Here is a 15,649-nt window from a genome sequence, read left to right on the forward strand (position 1 = left end):
AAGGGCCAATTCGACATTTCGTCGACAATGCTCCACAGGAATTGCACCGCTCTTGCCGTCCGTGCGCGGCTCGCCCATAAAGGCTGCTTATCCCAAGCGAATTCAGGATCGGCATGAACGAAGAGCAACCCAGCGGCGGAACGCGCAGTTTCCGCCTGCACAACAACCAGATTCCGGCCCGTCCGCTTGAGCCGGCGCTCTATCTCGTAGCCACGCCGATCGGCAATCTCGGCGATATCACGCTAAGAGCACTTGAGACGCTGGCCGGTGCCGACGTTCTCGCCTGCGAGGATACGCGCGTCACTCGTGTCCTGCTCGATCGTTACGGCATCCAGAACAAGCCCTATGCCTATCACGAGCACAATGCCGATGAGGCGGGTCCGCGGCTGCTTCAGGCGCTGGAGGCTGGCCGTTCGGTGGCGCTGGTGTCGGATGCCGGCACGCCGCTGGTCTCCGATCCCGGCTATCGGTTGGCGGTGCAGGCGATCGAGGCGGGATACAAGGTCGTTCCCATTCCCGGCGCCTCGGCACCGCTCGCAGCCCTCGTCGGCTCCGGCCTGCCCAACGATGCCTTCTTCTTCGCCGGCTTCCTGCCCGCCAAGGATAAGGGTCGGCGTGATCGGTTGGCCGAACTTGCCGGCGTGCCTGCAACGCTCATCTTCTTTGAATCACCGCATCGTATCGCCGCAACCCTTGCCGCCGCTGCCGATGTGCTGGGTGCAGAGCGCGCAGGCGCCGTCTGCCGCGAGTTGACGAAGACGTTCGAGGAATTCCGGCGCGGCACGCTATCCGAGCTCGCCGCATTCTATGAAACAGTCGACAATGTGAAGGGCGAAATCGTCTGGCTCGTCGGCCCACCGGCGGAAAGCGCCCCGGCTGAAGCCGATATCGACGCCATCCTTACCGACCTCTCGGGGACGATGCCGACGGCAAAGGCCGCCGCCGAAGCCGCGCGCCTCACCGGTCTGCCGCGCAAGGAGCTTTACCAGCGCCTGCTCGACATGAAGGAGCGCCATGGCTGATACGAAGCCCGAGGCAGGCGAAAGACTGAAACGACAAAAGGCGTGGCGACGCGGCCATGTCGCGGAATATCTCGCCGCAGCCTTCCTGATGCTCAAGGGTTATCGCATCCTGGCGATCCGGCACCGCACCAAGCTTGGTGAAATCGATATCATCGCTCGCAAGGGCGATCTTGCCGTCTTCGTCGAGGTCAAGTCGCGGCGCAGCGCACAGGAGGCGATCGACGCCGTTTCCTTCTCCTCGCAAAGGCGCATCCGCGCTGCGAGCGATCTCTGGCTTGCGCGCCAGCCGGACTTTGCCCGTCTTTCGCAACGCTATGACATCGTTGCGATGTTGCCCGGCCGCTGGCCGCAGCATTTTCCGGATGCGTTTTGAGCGAGGCGTAACAGGACCGTCACAAAATCAGCCTATTGCCGGGCGACCAGCGCCAGTGATTTCTCCCTCTGCGCTCCTCATTTCATTTCGACAGGCCCCATCATGATCCGCAACACCGTTTCCGCCTTCACCGCTCCCTCGCAGGAGGAGCGCGAGAGTTTCGTTTCGCTCGAAAAGACCCCGGCCGTTCACGCCGAAAAGCTCGCATCGCTTGCCTGCTTGAATACGGTGCGTATCGGTGGGCAGGAAGCCAAGGTGGGAGCCTTGTCCTTTCCTTTTGCGGTCGCTGCCTGGAATCTCGAGCGTTGCCTGTTTCCCGAGGAAAGCGCCGTCAAGCTGCGGGCCACGGGCGCGCCGCTGGTGCTGTTGTCGGAAATGGACGAAGGCATGGCCCGCACCGAGCAGCGTGACCCGACAGCCGTCATCGCCAGCGAACTCGGCATGAACTATGCGTATGGCGTCGAATTTCTCGAACTCAGCCTCGGTTCGGAAATCGAGCGTTCCTACTGCCGTGACGATTTCAACGAGAAGGGCTTTCACGGCAATGCACTGATGGCCTCCGTGGCCCTGAAGAATGCGTTCATGATCCGTCTGCCGGGCGAAGCCGTCTGGTTCAACGACAGCAATGAACAGCCGCGCATCGGCGATCGCTGCGCCGTCGGCGCCATCGTCGAGACCGAGGCCGGTCCCCTCGTTGCTGTTTCGGTTCATCTGGAGAGCGTCGCGACCGCTGCCTATCGCGAGCGGCAGATGGCGGCGTTGATGGATGCGGTCGAAAGTTTCGCGCCCGGCCTGCCGATCCTGATCGGCGGCGACCTCAACACAGGCAACCACACCGGCGGCGATTATTCGACCGATACGCTGTTTGCCATGGCCGAGGGCCGCGGCTTCCAATGCCACGGCGGCCCGCTTGATCAGACGAGTACGCGCCCGAGCCTGATCACGCGCTTTCCGGACCGCGCCATGAAGCTCGACTGGTTCATCACCCGCGGCCTGAAGATCGGCGAGAGCCATCTTGTTTCCTCTCTCAACGACGAGGGCAAGCCATTGTCCGATCACGACGTCGTCGTCTGCACAATCGAGGGTTTCTCTGCCTGATTGTTACAATCGTTAAAATGCGCCATATTTCATGAACCGTGCCGTTACCCCTTCCATGCGATGACATCTTGGACGCGCATGGAATCTTTGGGGGATTGTATGGTCTTGAAACTGATGTTGGCGAGCATGGCGGCCTTTGCTGCGCGTGCCGTGCCGGTCGTTGTCACGATGCCGCAAACGAAGAGCTTCGTGGCTGGTGCGAGCGGCGAAATGGAAATGAAACCATCGCCGATCGAGCGGTCCTGGGTCCTGTCGGGCAACCCGGTCGCCCGCATCGCCGAGCATTCGCGCGGGCGGGATGACGCCGCTGTCACCGCCCTTTGGGATTGCACGGCGGGCGAGTTCCGCTGGTTTTTCGGCTGGGACGAAACGGTGATGATCCTCGAAGGCGAGGTGCATATCACCACGGAAGATGGTGTCGAGCGCACGCTGAGCGCCGGTGACGTCGCTTATTTCGCCGGTGGCACTTGGGCGACGTGGCGTATCGACCGCTACCTGCGCAAGGTGGCTTTCTGCCGCAAGCCGTTCCCGAAGCCTTTGACCGTGGCTTATCGCCTGCGCAACCTCGTCCGGCAGGGCGGCGCGCAGAGCCAGGGCCTTGCCGCCTGACGGCGGCCGACCTTGAGGCAAAAAGTGCCTTGATCGAAGTCCTTGAATAGCCGTTGCGTTTGCGGACGGGCCGGCCTACATCTGTCCGCAAATTCGAGCGAGGGCTGACTATGGCTGGTATCAAGAATGTTGCGGTCCAGATGGACCATGTCCGGAGCATCAATATTGCGGGCGATTCGACCTTCGCCATGAGCCTCGAGGCGCAGAACCGCGGCTACAAGCTCTTCCATTACACGCCCGAGCGCCTCAGCATGCGCGACGGCAAGGTCTATGCATCAGTCGAGCCGATGATCCTGCGCGACGTCAAGGGCGATCACTTCGAGCTCGGTGAGCCGGAGCGTGTCGATCTCTCCACCATGGACGTGGTGCTGCTGCGCCAGGACCCGCCCTTCGACATGGCCTATATCACCTCGACGCATCTGCTTGAGCGCATCCACCCGAAGACCCTCGTCGTCAATGATCCGGCCTGGGTGCGCAATTCGCCGGAAAAGATCTTCGTCACCGAATTTGCCGATCTCATGCCGAAGACGCTGATCACCCGGGATGCCGGCGAAATCCGCCGCTTCCGCGAGGAGATGGGCGACATCATCCTGAAGCCGCTCTATGGCAACGGCGGCGCCGGCGTTTTCCACTCGACGCGCGACGACCGCAATCTCTCGTCTCTGCTCGAAATGTTTGGCCAGCTCTTCCGCGAGCCCTTCATCGCCCAGCAATATCTGCCTGACGTGCGCAAGGGCGACAAGCGCATCATCCTCGTCGACGGCGAGCCGGTCGGCGCGATCAACCGCGTGCCGGCAGAACACGATGCCCGCTCCAACATGCATGTCGGCGGCCGTGCCGAAGCCACGGAGCTTACGGCGCGCGAACAGGAAATCTGCGCCCGCATCGGCCCGGCGCTAAAGGAACGCGGCTTCCTGCTTGTTGGCATCGACGTCATCGGTGACTACATGACCGAGATCAACGTGACGTCGCCCACCGGCATCCGCGAAGTCAAGCGCTTCGGCGGCGCCGATATCGCTAGCCTGCTTTGGGATGCAATCGAATCCAAGCGGGCCTGAGCGCCATATCCGTCCACTGATTTCAGCCCATGACCTGAGCAGCCGGCGCGTAGTCGCCGGCCGATTTTATGATGCATTCGTTCATTTATTGTTCTTGTTTCATTCCTTGTCCTGTGCCAGATTGCAACCCATAGTTTGCTGATCGGGGCAGGTAGCGGCAAGTGAGGCCGGCGACAGGGGGCAGGGGATGGTAGCGCGCGTCAGCACGGTGGCGTTTCAAGGCATTGAGGGCGTGCCCGTCGAGGTGCAGGTAATGATCGCACCCGGCAAGGTGCTGATGCACATCGTCGGCCTGCCAGACAAAGCCGTGGCCGAAAGCCGGGAGCGGGTTCAGGCAGCGCTGCACGCATCCGGCCTTGCGCTGCCGCCGAAGAAGGTCACGGTCAATCTCGCGCCGGCTGATCTGCCCAAGGAGGGCAGTCACTTCGATCTGGCGATCGCGCTCGGCCTGATGGCGGCGCTCGGCGCGATCCCGGCCGATGCTCTGTCCTCCTATACTGTCATCGGCGAACTCAATCTCGACGGCACGATTGCACCCGTTGCCGGCGCGCTTCCTGCGGCAATCGCCGCCAATGCAATGGGCAAGGGGTTGATCTGCCCGGCCGAAAGCGGGCCGGAAGCCGCCTGGGCCGGCAAGGAGATCGATATTCTGGCGCCGCGCAGCCTGATCGCGCTCGCCAATCACTTCCGCGGCACGCAGGTCCTGTCGCGGCCGGAACCGTCAATCCGCGCAAGCGCCGCCAATCTGCCTGATCTTGCCGATATCAAGGGGCAGGAAAGCGCCAAGCGTGCGCTGGAAGTGGCAGCCGCCGGCGGCCATAATCTATTGTTCGTCGGGCCGCCCGGTTCCGGCAAATCCATGCTCGCCTCGCGCTTGCCGTCGATCCTGCCGCCCTTGTCGACCAACGAGCTGCTGGAGGTGTCGATGATCCATTCGATCGCCGGGCAGCTTTCCGGCGGCAAGCTTTCCGATCGGCGGCCCTATCGCGCGCCACATCACTCCGCCACCATGGCCGCGCTTGTGGGTGGCGGCCTTCGCGCCCGGCCCGGCGAGGTCTCGCTCGCCCATCACGGCATTCTGTTCCTCGATGAACTGCCGGAATTTTCGCCGCAGGCGCTCGATGCACTGCGCCAGCCGCTGGAAACCGGCGAGTGCGTCATTGCGAGAGCAAACCACCGCGTTGCCTATCCGGCCGGCATCCAGCTCGTGGCGGCGATGAACCCGTGCCGCTGCGGCATGGCCGGCGAACCGGGGCATACCTGTGCCCGCGGTCCGCGCTGCGCCTCGGATTATCAAGGCCGCATTTCCGGTCCGCTGCTGGATCGTATCGACATCCGCATCGACGTGCCGGCGGTCTCAGCCGCCGACCTCATCCGGCCAACGACCTCCGAAAGCAGTGCTGATGTCGCACTCCGCGTCGCCCGCGCTCGCGAACGGCAGCGCGAACGTTTCGAAAGGGCTGGTGTGAAGGATGTCAGCACCAACGCCCGCTGCTCGACATCGATGATAGAAACCATTGCAGAACCGGATGCCGCCGGCTTGCAATTGCTGCGCGATGCTGCCGAGAAGATGAAATTCTCGGCCCGCGGCTATCATCGCATCCTCAAGGTCGCACGCACGCTTGCCGATCTCGACGACAAACCGACGGTCGGGCGGATCCATCTGGCGGAAGCCATTTCCTATCGCATTGCCGGTGAGCGGCTGACAGCGCATGCCTGAAATTCTGAGCTCAGGGAGTGTCCGATCGTCCCCGACCCGCCTGAATAAAAAAGGGGCGCAACAGCACCCCTTTCAAATCAAACCGACGACCTGCTACCTCAGCCGCCAAGCCCTTCGAAAAGCGCTGTCGAAAGATAACGCTCGGCGAAGGAGGGGATGATGACGACGATGGTCTTGCCTTCGTTTTCAGGACGCTGGCCGACCTTGATTGCCGCTGTCAGGGCTGCGCCCGAGGAGATGCCGACGGGTACGCCTTCGAGCTTTGCCACGAGGCGAGCCTGCTGGAAGGCCTCGTCATTGCTGACGGTGATCACCTCGTCATAGACATGGGTGTCGAGGATCTTCGGTGCGAAGCCGGCGCCGATGCCCTGGATCTTGTGCGGGCCGGGATTGCCGCCGGAGAGGACCGGTGAATCCGTCGGCTCGACGGCAATGACCTTGACGTCGGGCTTGCGTGCCTTCAGCACCTGGCCGACGCCGGTAATCGTGCCGCCGGTGCCGATACCGGAAACGAAGATATCGACCTTGCCTTCGGTGTCGTTCCAGATTTCTTCGGCGGTCGTCTTACGATGGATTTCCGGATTGGCCGGGTTTTCGAACTGCTGCGGAATAATCGCATCCGGCAGCGTCGAGGCCAGCTCTTCCGCCTTGGCGATCGCGCCCTTCATGCCTTTCGGCCCTTCGGTCAGCACCAGTTCGGCGCCGAGCAGCGCCAGCATCTTGCGGCGCTCGATCGACATGGTCTCAGGCATGGTAAGGATCAGCTTGTAACCCTTGGCGGCGGCGGCAAAGGCAAGCGCGATGCCGGTATTGCCCGAGGTCGGCTCGATCAGCACGGTCCGGCCGGGAGCGATCTTGCCCTGTGCTTCCAGGCTCTCGATCATGGCGACGCCGATACGGTCCTTCACGGAGGCGATCGGATTGAAGAATTCGAGCTTTGCCAGGAGGTTGGCCTTGACGCCCTTTTCCTTTGCCAGCTTGTCGAGACGGATAATCGGCGTATCGCCGATGGTCTCGGTGATCGAGGCATAAACGCGGCCGCGGCCTGGTTTGCGGGTGTCGGACATGGGTTTCTCCCTACATGTGAATTGTGGAGCGACAATAGGATCAAACGCGTGCGGAGACCAGAGTGCGCGCACTCTACCCGCTCATCAGGCGTGAGAAAAGAATCTCTTCATCGGCCCGTTTGGAGAATGTTTTTTCAGGTTGCGCGGGCCGCAATGAAAGCGGCCGTGCTGGCGAGAATGCTGGCGGCGACCCTGTTCAATATCCGCAGGGCTTTCGGCCTCTTGAGAAAGGCCCGAGCCCGCGAGGCAAGCAACATATAAGGTATCAGAGCGATCAGCGGCACCATGACGGTCGCTGCCAGCAGCACGCCGTATTCGCGCAGGCCGATATGGTCGATATCGATCAGCGTGGGCACGAGCGCGATATAGAAAAGCATGGCTTTCGGATTGCCGAGCGTGACCAGTAGGCCCGAGAGGAAGGACATGCCGGCACCGTTGGGCTTTCTCGCGGCGATATCGGCTGCCAGCAGGCCCGCAGTCCACAGCTTCCAGGCGATATAGCCGAGATAGAGGGCACCGGCGATCTTGATGACGATGAAGACCTCGGCAAAAGCCTGCGCCACGACGGCAAGGCCGAGGATGACCGCCGTCAGGTAGATGGTGTCGCCAAGCACTAGGCCGAGGCCCATGAAGAAGGTTTCGCGGAAGCCGGAGCCGAGCGCGCGCGCCACGATCGCGGTGATGCCGGGGCCTGGAATTGCCGCGGCGACGAAGAGCGCGCCGCAATAGGCGAGCAGGGCTGCAAGCGTCATGGCAATTTCCTCCTCAGATGGTATTCGCTCTATCGCACCACCTTTAGGTTTTCAAGCGATTGCGCCGGCGCTGCGAACATATTACCAAGGGGTTAATGCGCGTCGAAACCGCTTTGCCCAAGGATATCATGTCTTCTGCATTGCTCCTGATCGATCTACAGAATGCCATTCTGACAGGCCTCGGCGCTCCGGCCCGGCAACCGGCCATCGATGCCGCTCTGGAAGTGGTGGTCGCCAAGCTCGCAACGCTGAAGCACAGGGCGAGAGCGGCGGGTGTTCCGACCTTCATCGTCCAACATGACGGCAATCCGGGTCATCGCCTGGTCAAGCGCAGCGAAGGCTGGCAATTGCGCCGGGAAATCGCGCCTGAGGCTGGCGATGTCGTCGTGCACAAGACGAGCAGCGATTCCTTCTTCGAAACCGATCTTGAGGCGAAGCTCCGCGCCCGCGGCATTACCCGCCTTTTCATCGGCGGCTGCATGACGCAATTCTGCGTCGACACGACGGCCCGCCGCGCCGTCTCGCTCGGTTTCGATGTCTCGCTGATTTCCGACGGCCATACGACAGCCGATATGGGGAAGCTGGCATTCGAAGAGATCATTGAGCACCACAATATGCTACTTGACGGTTTCGACGCCGGGTCGCATGAAATCAAGCTGACCGCATCCGCCGAGATCCATTTCTGACGCCCATTCCGCCGCCGGAGGCTCTATGCCGCATTTGACCAGCATGATTGCTTTTGCCCTGATCGCTCTCGGCATGGTGCTGACACCCGGGCCGAACATGATCTATCTGGTCTCGCGGTCGATCTCGCAGGGGCCCGCGGCGGGGCTGATCTCGCTCGGCGGCGTCGCCTGTGGATTCGTGTTCTACATGCTGTCGGCGGCCCTCGGCATCACCGCCTTCGTTCTCGCGGTGCCTTTCGCTTATGACGCGTTGCGGCTGGCGGGTGCTGCCTATCTTGGCTGGCTAGCCTGGAATGCGCTGAAGCCCGGCGGCCGGTCCGCATTTCAGGTGCGCGAACTGCCGAAGGATAGCACGCGTCGGCTCTTCTCAATGGGGCTGGTCACCAGCCTGCTCAATCCGAAGGTCGCGGTTCTCTATCTTTCGTTGCTGCCGCAGTTCATCGACCCTGCCGCCGGCAGCGTCTTCACGCAATCCGTCATCTTCGGCTTCGTCCATATCGCCGTCAGCCTGACCTTCAATGCGATCTTCGCTCTGACGGCCGGGTCCGTTGCGCTGTTCTTTGTGCGCCGCCCATCCTTCGCGCTGGTACAGCGCTGGCTGATGGGCACGGTGCTGGCCGGGCTTGCCGTTCGCATGGCTTTCGAGGCGCAACGCTGATGTGGAACCTTTCAAAGCTAATCGCTGCGGGTCTTCTGTCACTTTCATCGCTGGGCGGCTCGGTATCAACGGTCTCGGCGGCGGAGAGCGGCGCACAGACGATCGTTTTCATGCGGCATGGCGAAAAACCGGAAGCTGGGCTCGGCCAGTTGAGCTGTCAGGGCCTCAACCGGGCGCTGGCGCTGCCATCGGTGCTCGCAAAGCTCTTTGGCAAGCCTGCGGTGATCTTTGCGCCGAATCCTTCCAAGCGGAAGAAGGATTCCGGAATTTCCTACGATTACATTCGGCCGCTCGCGACCATCGAGCCGACGGCAATCGCGCTCGGCATGCCGGTCGACACCCGTTTCGGCTATGACGATATCGATGATCTGAAAACCGAGCTGGAAAAGCCTGCCTATGCCGGCAAGCTGGTCTTCGTCGCCTGGGAGCACAAGCAGATCGTCAAGCTTGCCCGACAGCTGTTGAGCGACAATGGCGGGGATGACGATGCCGTGCCGAAATGGCATGGCGAGGATTTTGACAGCCTCTATGTGCTGCGCATCGGAGGCGGCAAGGCCGGGCTGGGCGCGAGCTTCGAAAAGATGACGGAAGGTCTCGACGCTCGACCCGAAACCTGCCCGACTCCGGCTAAGTAAGTCTTAGAAGACCGGTCGCATGAAGCTGCGTTCGTAGCTGACGATGCAGCGCGTCTCATCGCCATAGGCGAATGCCGCGCGGCATTCCGCATCTTCGGCCATCTGCTTGCGATAATCCTCATAGGCGGCAAGACTTGGAAAGCTGAAGAGCGCCAACGCGATATTGTTCGCACCTTCATGGGGCAGGAAATAGCCGTGATGCGTGCCGCCCAGCCGGTTGACTAGCGGGATCCAAAGCTTGGCGTAGTGCTCGAATTCGGCGAGCTTGTATGGGTCGATGACGTAGCGGAGGTAGCAGGTGATCATTCGATGGTCCCTTTGGAAAGATGATCGTTCTTATGTCGGGGCAGGGGGATCGTCCAGCCCAGATTCATGCCTGCCGCAGCGCCGAGGATAATGATCGCGCCGGCGATTTGAGCGACCCCGAGCACATGGCCGAAGGCGAGGCGATCGACCACGATGGCCGCGATCGGATAGATGAAGGACAGTGCGCCGGTCAGATGCGTCGGCAGCTTCTGAATTGCACCATAGAGCAGCACATACATCACGCCGGTGTGGACGATACCCATGGTGACGAGGATCGACCATCCGCCCATATCCTGCGGAGCGGCAGAAAAGTTGGCAAAGGGCGCGAGCATCAATATGCCCGTCGAGACCTGAATAAGTGCGATCAGATGCGGTGGCGTGCCTTTCAGCCATTTCGCGGCGATCGCCGCCAGCGCGTAGCAGAAGGCTGCACCCAGCGAAAGCAGGATGCCGGTCGCATAGCTTCCCATACCCGCCGTCTCGGCTGGTTTGCCTTCCACGATGACGGCCATGCCGGCAAAGGCGAGGGCGAGCCAGAATAGCTTGGTGAAGGTGATCCGCTCGCCCAGGAACAATGCTCCGAGCCCCAAAAGCATGAAGGGCTGCGTATTGTAGACGGTCGTGGCGATGGAAATGGAAGCGTGAGAATAGGCAGCGAACAGCAGCAACCAGTTGAGGACGATGGCAATCCCGCCGCCGACTGCGATCGCAAAGCTCTTCAAGTTCAGAATGCCCGGGCGCAGTAGGCCCATGACCGCGCAAATGACGAGCAGCGTCAGCGCACCGAATAAGCAGCGCCAGAAGACGACATCGGTCACCGCCTGGCCCGACATCAGCACGAACCAGCCGATCGTGCCTGAAATCAGCATTGCCGCCGTCATCTCCGCGGTGCCGCGTTTAATCTCGTTCATTGCCCTTGCCTCCCGTCTTTCGGCACCAATCATATTGCGGCCTGAGTGCCGTTGATATAGATTTAATCAGGAGAATTTGCCATTTGGCCTAAATATATGAGGTAGGAATATGGGTCTCCCTAATGCGCCTCTTGGTCTCGATGAGATCGATCAACGAATGCTGGAGGCGCTCGCGCGCAATGCCCGCATATCGCTGAAGGAGCTGGCGGAAGCGGCCGGCTTGTCCTCGCCGAGTGCGGCGGAGCGGCTTCGGCGGTTGGAAGAGCGCGGCGTTATCTCGGCTTTCACCGTCGATATCGCGCCCGAGACGATCGGCTATCCCTTGCAGGCGATCGTTCGCATCCGGCCATTGCCCGGCCAATTGCATGTCGTCGAGCGGATCATTCAGGAGACGCCCGAGTTCATCGAATGCGACAAGGTCACCGGCGACGATTGTTTTATCGGGCGGCTGGTGGTGCGCTCCATGGGTGAACTCGACGGCATATTGGACAAGATCACCGAGCGGGCTGAAACGAACACGTCGATGATCAAGGCAACGCCGGTCAAGCGCCGCCTACCGCCGTTATCGCGCTAAAACTCCGCCATGGGCGAAAGGATGAGCGGCCCGGTGATTTCGCCAGCTGCTTTGCCGCGCGCCATCAGGACCGTGTACCCCTCATAGGGCTCCGGCGACGCCTGGCAATCCAGCCTATCCGGCGGGAAGCAGATCTCGATGCGATCGGGCTCGATATCAAGCGCGGACAGGATAGTGGCCAGGGACGGAATGGTTATTCCGGCCACGTCGAGAAGCCAGAAGGTCGCGCCGTCGAACGTCCAGGCAATGACCGCATCCTCCCCAAGTGCCGTCAGCCGGATCGCGGAATTGAAGCAGGCATTCAACAGAAACATTTCCATCTGCCTGACAACGGCAAAGCAGGAGGAAACCGGCTTGCGGCTTTGCAGGAAGGACTTGATTAGACTGATGTCGTCAGGCGTTTCCAAAGAAAGCTGCCGTACGCTGCTGTCTGATTTCTGCAGCTTCGGTATCTGGGCAACGAAGACATGCTGCGGCACGGTGCGAAATCCGTAACGCTCGTAGAGCGCCGGCTTGTCGGTGAGCAGAAGATCGAGTTCGTAGCCCTCGGCCGCCGTGCGATCAAAGGCGCGCTGCATGAGGTCGCGATAGAGGCCTCGTTCGCGCCATTCCGGCCGCACCGCACCGGATTGATAGCCCGCCGCCTTGACGGCGCGGCCATTGACCATCATCGGCATGGAGAAGGCGCTGAAGTTGGCGACGCAACGCCCCTCTTGATCGAAGTAGCCGAACGGCATGCTGCTGCGGTCGGGGCCGCCGAATTGGTCCTGAATGCCGATATCGATCGAGAACGTGTCCTGCAACAGATCGACGAGGCCCTTCCATGCGGAGGGATCATCGAAATAATCCTGACGCAGGGTCAGTCCATCAGCTCGGGCAAGCTCGCTCATCACACGCCGGTGGAGCCGAAGCCGCCGGCGCCACGCTTCGTCTCGCTTGCTTCCGTCGTCTCGACGATGCGCGCCTGGATCGCCGGGGCGATGATCATCTGTGCGATGCGCATGCCGCGGGTGATCTCGAACGGCTCTTCGCCGAGGTTGATCAGCAGCACCTTCACTTCGCCGCGATAGTCGCTGTCGATCGTGCCCGGTGAATTCAGGCAGGTGATGCCGTTCTTGAAGGCAAGGCCGGAGCGTGGGCGGATCTGCGCCTCGAAGCCGTCAGGCACTTCGAAGATGAAGCCGGTGGGAACGAGCGCCCGCTTGCCGGGAAGGATCGTCAGCGTTGCGCCATCGTCGACGGCTGCGCGCAGGTCCATGCCCGCAGCACCTCTGGTCTCATAGGCGGGCAGATCGAGGCCATCGCCATGCGGCAGGCGAATGAGATTTAAGGTCGGGCTGATGTCGGTGTGTATGGTCATGCGGCATTAGTTTGCGCTGCAGCGGCCGAGGTCAATTGCATTTAGGGCTTTGAGTCGCTAGATACGGCCGCAATTCACAGGATTTACACGCATGGCCGAAAGTCTCGCCGAGGCGGTCTCCCGCCGCCGCACATTCGCTATTATCGCCCACCCGGACGCGGGCAAGACGACGCTCACCGAAAAGCTGCTGCTGTTCGGCGGCGCCATTCAGCTCGCCGGCGAGGTCAAGGCGAAGAAGGATCGCATGCAGACGCGCTCCGACTGGATGAAGATCGAGCGCGAACGCGGCATCTCGGTCGTCACCTCGGTGATGACCTTCGAATATGAAGGCAACGTCTTCAATATTCTGGACACGCCCGGCCACGAAGACTTCGCCGACGACACCTATCGGACGCTGACCGCCGTCGATGCCGCCGTCATGGTCATCGACGCCGCCAAGGGTATCGAGCCGCGGACGCTGAAGCTGTTCGAAGTCTGCCGCATGCGCGACATCCCGATCATCACCTTCATCAACAAGATGGACCGCGAAAGCCGCGACCCCTTCGAAATCCTCGATGAGGTAGAAGAGAAGCTGGCGCTCGACACGGCGCCGATCACCTGGCCGATCGGCCGCTCCAAGACCTTCTGCGGCTCCTATCATATTGCCGACAATACCGTGCGCGGTTCCGATACCGAAGTCGAGGCGACCAAGGTAAACGGCCCACAGGCCGTCGCCGACAGACTGCCGGAAAACGAACGCCAAGCCTTTATCGATGAGACGGAGCTGGCGATCGAAGCCTGCCGCCCATTCGACCGGGAATCATTCCTCGAAGGCCATATGACGCCGGTCTTTTTCGGCTCGGCCCTGCGCAACTTCGGCGTTCGCGATCTCATCAACGCGCTCGGCGAATTCGCGCCGCCGCCGCGCGATCAGGTCGCCGATATCAGGACGGTGCACGCGACCGACGACAAGATGACGGCCTTCGTCTTCAAGATCCAGGCCAACATGGACCCGAACCATCGTGACCGCATCGCCTTTGCCCGCATCTGCTCCGGCAAGCTGGAGCGTGGCATGAAGGCGCGGTTGTCGCGTACCGGCAAACAGCTTGGCCTCACGGCGCCGCAATTCTTCTTCGCCTCGCAGCGTCAGCTCGCCGATACCGCCTATGCCGGCGATGTCGTCGGCATTCCGAACCACGGAACGCTGCGCATTGGCGATACGCTGACGGAAGGCGAATCGCTCGTTTTCCAGGGCGTGCCGAACTTCTCGCCGGAAATCCTCCGCCGCGTGCGTCTCGAAGACGCGATGAAGGCGAAGAAGCTTAAGGAAGCGCTGCAGCAGATGGCCGAAGAAGGCGTCGTGCAGCTCTTCTCGCCGGAAGACGGCTCGCCCGCCATCGTCGGCGTTGTCGGCGCCCTGCAGCTCGACGTCTTGAAGGAGCGGTTGATGGCCGAATACGGCCTTCCGGTTTCCTTCGAAATGTCGCGCTTCTCCGTCTGCCGCTGGATTTCTGCCGATCAAACGGCCGACCTTGAAAAGTTCGTTACCCAGCGCCGTGGCGACATTGCCCGCGACCTCGATGGTGATCCGGTTTTCCTCGCCCAGGACGGCTTCTCGTTGCGCTACGAGGCAGAACGTTACCCGGCTATCAAGATGGTTGCCATCAAGGAATATCACGCCGTCAAGGCGGCGTGATCTTTTCGGATGCGTTTCATTTTGGAATAGTGCCTTCGCGATGTTCCATCCGATATAGCGCTATGCCATAGTGCCGCCCCGAGGATCTATTCGATCGAAGCGGGCGGTTTTCATGATGAAGTTTCTTGCGGTTCTCGCCTTGGCATTTGTCGGGCTTTTGCCTGTTGCAGCCGGGGCGCGCATCATCACCGATGCGGCGGGGCGGACAGTATCGGTCCCGGACAAGATCAACCGTATCGTAGTGGCCGGGCCGCCGGCCGCCGTGCTCGTCTATGTCCTGGCGCCGGAGAAGTTGGCGGGCTGGGTTCATGCGCCTGACGCGGCCGCGAAGGCCTATCTTATTCCCTCGGTGCAGGCGCTTCCGACCGTCGGGCGGCTGACCGGCAAGGGCGGCACGATCAGCGCGCAGGCGGTCACCGATGCCAAGCCGGACATTATCCTCGACGCCGGCACGGTCGATCCCACCTACAAGGCGCTGGCCGACAAGGTGCAGTCAGAGACCGGCGTTCCCTATGTCCTCATCGACGGCAGCTTTGCCCGCACGGCCGATACGCTTCGCGATGTCGGTGCCCTGATCGGCGTCGAAGACCGCGCGAACAAGCTGGCGGATTATGCCGATGCCGAAATCAAGGACTTGAACGACAAGCTGGCGAAGCTGCCGAACGACCCGCGTCCGCGCGTCTATTACGGCCGCGGTGCCGATGGTCTGGAAACGGGGCTTTCCGGTTCGATCAATCTGGAAATTCTTGATGCGGTCGGCACGATGAATGTTGCCGCGGCCGCCGGCAAGGGCGGCTTGACCAAGGTCACGCCGCAACAGGTGGTCGGCTGGAATCCGGATATCATCATCGCCGACGATGCAAATTTCGCCGCATTGGCGAAGAGCGATCCGCAATGGGCTGGCATCAAGGCGGTGAGGGACGGCAGGATCTTCGTGCCGCCGTCCTTGCCCTTCGGTTGGTTCGATTCCCCGCCCGGGGTCAACCGTCTGCTCGGCGTGCGCTGGATGGAGAAGCTACTTTATCCAAAGCTGTTCCGCAGCGATTTTGCCGGCGATGTGAAGGAATTCTACAAGCTGTTCTATCAGGTCGACCTGACGGACGATCAGGTGGCGACGCTGCTGAAGGGCGTGAAGTAACCGCAGG

The 15,649-nt window shown here is 61.5% G+C and carries 18 protein-coding genes; 12 read left to right on the forward strand and 6 right to left on the reverse strand.

Features of this window, described 5'->3' with window-relative positions; genetic code table 11:
• Positions 1-113 precede the first annotated feature (113 nt).
• The 6 genes from rsmI (at position 114) to ACIQJ2_RS22885 (ending at position 5,880) form a co-directional block, all read left to right on the forward strand.
• Positions 114-1,022, forward strand: a complete 909-nt coding sequence (gene rsmI / locus ACIQJ2_RS22860; RefSeq protein WP_400673385.1) for a 16S rRNA (cytidine(1402)-2'-O)-methyltransferase — start codon at positions 114-116, stop codon at positions 1,020-1,022.
• A complete protein-coding gene (locus tag ACIQJ2_RS22865) occupies positions 1,015-1,395 on the forward strand; it encodes a YraN family protein (RefSeq protein ID WP_400673382.1) in 381 nt (126 codons plus the stop codon). Before rsmI ends, ACIQJ2_RS22865 begins: the two co-directional genes overlap by 8 nt.
• Before the next feature lie 102 nt (positions 1,396-1,497).
• Positions 1,498-2,493 (forward strand): endonuclease/exonuclease/phosphatase family protein, encoded by a 996-nt coding sequence (locus tag ACIQJ2_RS22870; RefSeq protein ID WP_400673380.1) that lies wholly within the window; start codon positions 1,498-1,500, stop codon positions 2,491-2,493.
• A 99-nt stretch (positions 2,494-2,592) separates the two neighbouring features.
• Positions 2,593-3,102, forward strand: coding sequence for a cupin domain-containing protein (locus ACIQJ2_RS22875; RefSeq protein WP_400673378.1), 510 nt, complete (start codon positions 2,593-2,595; stop codon positions 3,100-3,102).
• Between the two features lie 110 nt (positions 3,103-3,212).
• The gene (gshB, locus tag ACIQJ2_RS22880; RefSeq protein WP_400673376.1) at positions 3,213-4,160 is read left to right on the forward strand and encodes a glutathione synthase; all 948 of its coding nucleotides are present in this window, start codon (positions 3,213-3,215) and stop codon (positions 4,158-4,160) included.
• 187 nt (positions 4,161-4,347) lie between these two features.
• Positions 4,348-5,880, forward strand: a complete 1,533-nt coding sequence (locus ACIQJ2_RS22885; protein WP_400673374.1) for a YifB family Mg chelatase-like AAA ATPase — start codon at positions 4,348-4,350, stop codon at positions 5,878-5,880.
• A 98-nt stretch (positions 5,881-5,978) separates the two neighbouring features.
• Here ACIQJ2_RS22885 and cysK read toward each other — a convergent pair whose 3' ends face one another.
• Positions 5,979-6,947: a cysteine synthase A gene (cysK, locus tag ACIQJ2_RS22890; RefSeq protein WP_199148787.1), complete on the reverse strand. Its 969-nt coding sequence runs from the start codon at positions 6,945-6,947 to the stop codon at positions 5,979-5,981.
• 134 nt (positions 6,948-7,081) lie between these two features.
• On the reverse strand, positions 7,082-7,699 hold the full coding sequence (locus ACIQJ2_RS22895; RefSeq protein WP_400673371.1) for a LysE family translocator: 618 nt from the start codon (positions 7,697-7,699) through the stop codon (positions 7,082-7,084).
• Between the two features lie 128 nt (positions 7,700-7,827).
• Here ACIQJ2_RS22895 and ACIQJ2_RS22900 point away from each other — a divergent pair, with 128 nt between their 5' ends.
• From ACIQJ2_RS22900 to ACIQJ2_RS22910, 3 genes are read left to right on the forward strand one after another with little or no spacing between them, the layout of a single operon-like run.
• Positions 7,828-8,385 carry a cysteine hydrolase family protein gene (locus ACIQJ2_RS22900; protein ID WP_199148789.1) on the forward strand — a complete coding sequence of 186 codons (558 nt, stop codon included), beginning with the start codon at positions 7,828-7,830 and terminating at the stop codon, positions 8,383-8,385.
• A 25-nt stretch (positions 8,386-8,410) separates the two neighbouring features.
• Positions 8,411-9,043, forward strand: a complete 633-nt coding sequence (locus tag ACIQJ2_RS22905) for a LysE family translocator (RefSeq protein WP_068397810.1) — start codon at positions 8,411-8,413, stop codon at positions 9,041-9,043.
• Complete coding sequence (locus ACIQJ2_RS22910) at positions 9,043-9,678, forward strand: hypothetical protein (RefSeq protein WP_400673367.1); 636 nt, start codon at positions 9,043-9,045, stop codon at positions 9,676-9,678. The genes ACIQJ2_RS22905 and ACIQJ2_RS22910 overlap by 1 nt, the downstream gene beginning before the upstream one ends.
• Before the next feature lie 3 nt (positions 9,679-9,681).
• Here the strand turns inward: ACIQJ2_RS22910 and ACIQJ2_RS22915 are convergent, their stop codons facing one another.
• Together ACIQJ2_RS22915 and ACIQJ2_RS22920 are read right to left on the reverse strand one after the other, a co-directional pair.
• Positions 9,682-9,984, reverse strand: coding sequence for an NIPSNAP family protein (locus tag ACIQJ2_RS22915; RefSeq protein ID WP_199144493.1), 303 nt, complete (start codon positions 9,982-9,984; stop codon positions 9,682-9,684).
• A complete protein-coding gene (locus tag ACIQJ2_RS22920) occupies positions 9,981-10,895 on the reverse strand; it encodes a DMT family transporter (protein WP_400673364.1) in 915 nt (304 codons plus the stop codon). The genes ACIQJ2_RS22915 and ACIQJ2_RS22920 overlap by 4 nt, the downstream gene beginning before the upstream one ends.
• A 109-nt stretch (positions 10,896-11,004) precedes the next feature.
• Here ACIQJ2_RS22920 and ACIQJ2_RS22925 point away from each other — a divergent pair, with 109 nt between their 5' ends.
• Positions 11,005-11,469, forward strand: coding sequence for an Lrp/AsnC family transcriptional regulator (locus ACIQJ2_RS22925; protein WP_199144497.1), 465 nt, complete (start codon positions 11,005-11,007; stop codon positions 11,467-11,469).
• Here ACIQJ2_RS22925 and ACIQJ2_RS22930 read toward each other — a convergent pair.
• Both ACIQJ2_RS22930 and dut read right to left on the reverse strand, forming a co-directional pair.
• On the reverse strand, positions 11,466-12,359 hold the full coding sequence (locus ACIQJ2_RS22930; RefSeq protein WP_400673361.1) for a GNAT family N-acetyltransferase: 894 nt from the start codon (positions 12,357-12,359) through the stop codon (positions 11,466-11,468). The two genes, ACIQJ2_RS22925 and ACIQJ2_RS22930, sit on opposite strands and share 4 nt — an antisense overlap.
• Positions 12,359-12,829 (reverse strand): dUTP diphosphatase, encoded by a 471-nt coding sequence (dut, locus tag ACIQJ2_RS22935; protein WP_400673359.1) that lies wholly within the window; start codon positions 12,827-12,829, stop codon positions 12,359-12,361. Before dut ends, ACIQJ2_RS22930 begins: the two co-directional genes overlap by 1 nt.
• 91 nt (positions 12,830-12,920) lie before the next feature.
• On the opposite strand from dut, the gene ACIQJ2_RS22940 reads away from it, so the two are divergent.
• Both ACIQJ2_RS22940 and ACIQJ2_RS22945 read left to right on the forward strand, forming a co-directional pair.
• Positions 12,921-14,504: a peptide chain release factor 3 gene (locus ACIQJ2_RS22940; protein WP_199144503.1), complete on the forward strand. Its 1,584-nt coding sequence runs from the start codon at positions 12,921-12,923 to the stop codon at positions 14,502-14,504.
• Positions 14,505-14,616: 112 nt separating this feature from the next.
• Positions 14,617-15,642: an iron ABC transporter substrate-binding protein gene (locus ACIQJ2_RS22945; protein ID WP_400673356.1), complete on the forward strand. Its 1,026-nt coding sequence runs from the start codon at positions 14,617-14,619 to the stop codon at positions 15,640-15,642.
• Positions 15,643-15,649 lie beyond the last annotated feature (7 nt).

The organism is Rhizobium sp. NPDC092011 (genome assembly GCF_044756305.1).
Classification (GTDB): Bacteria; Pseudomonadota; Alphaproteobacteria; order Rhizobiales; family Rhizobiaceae; genus Rhizobium.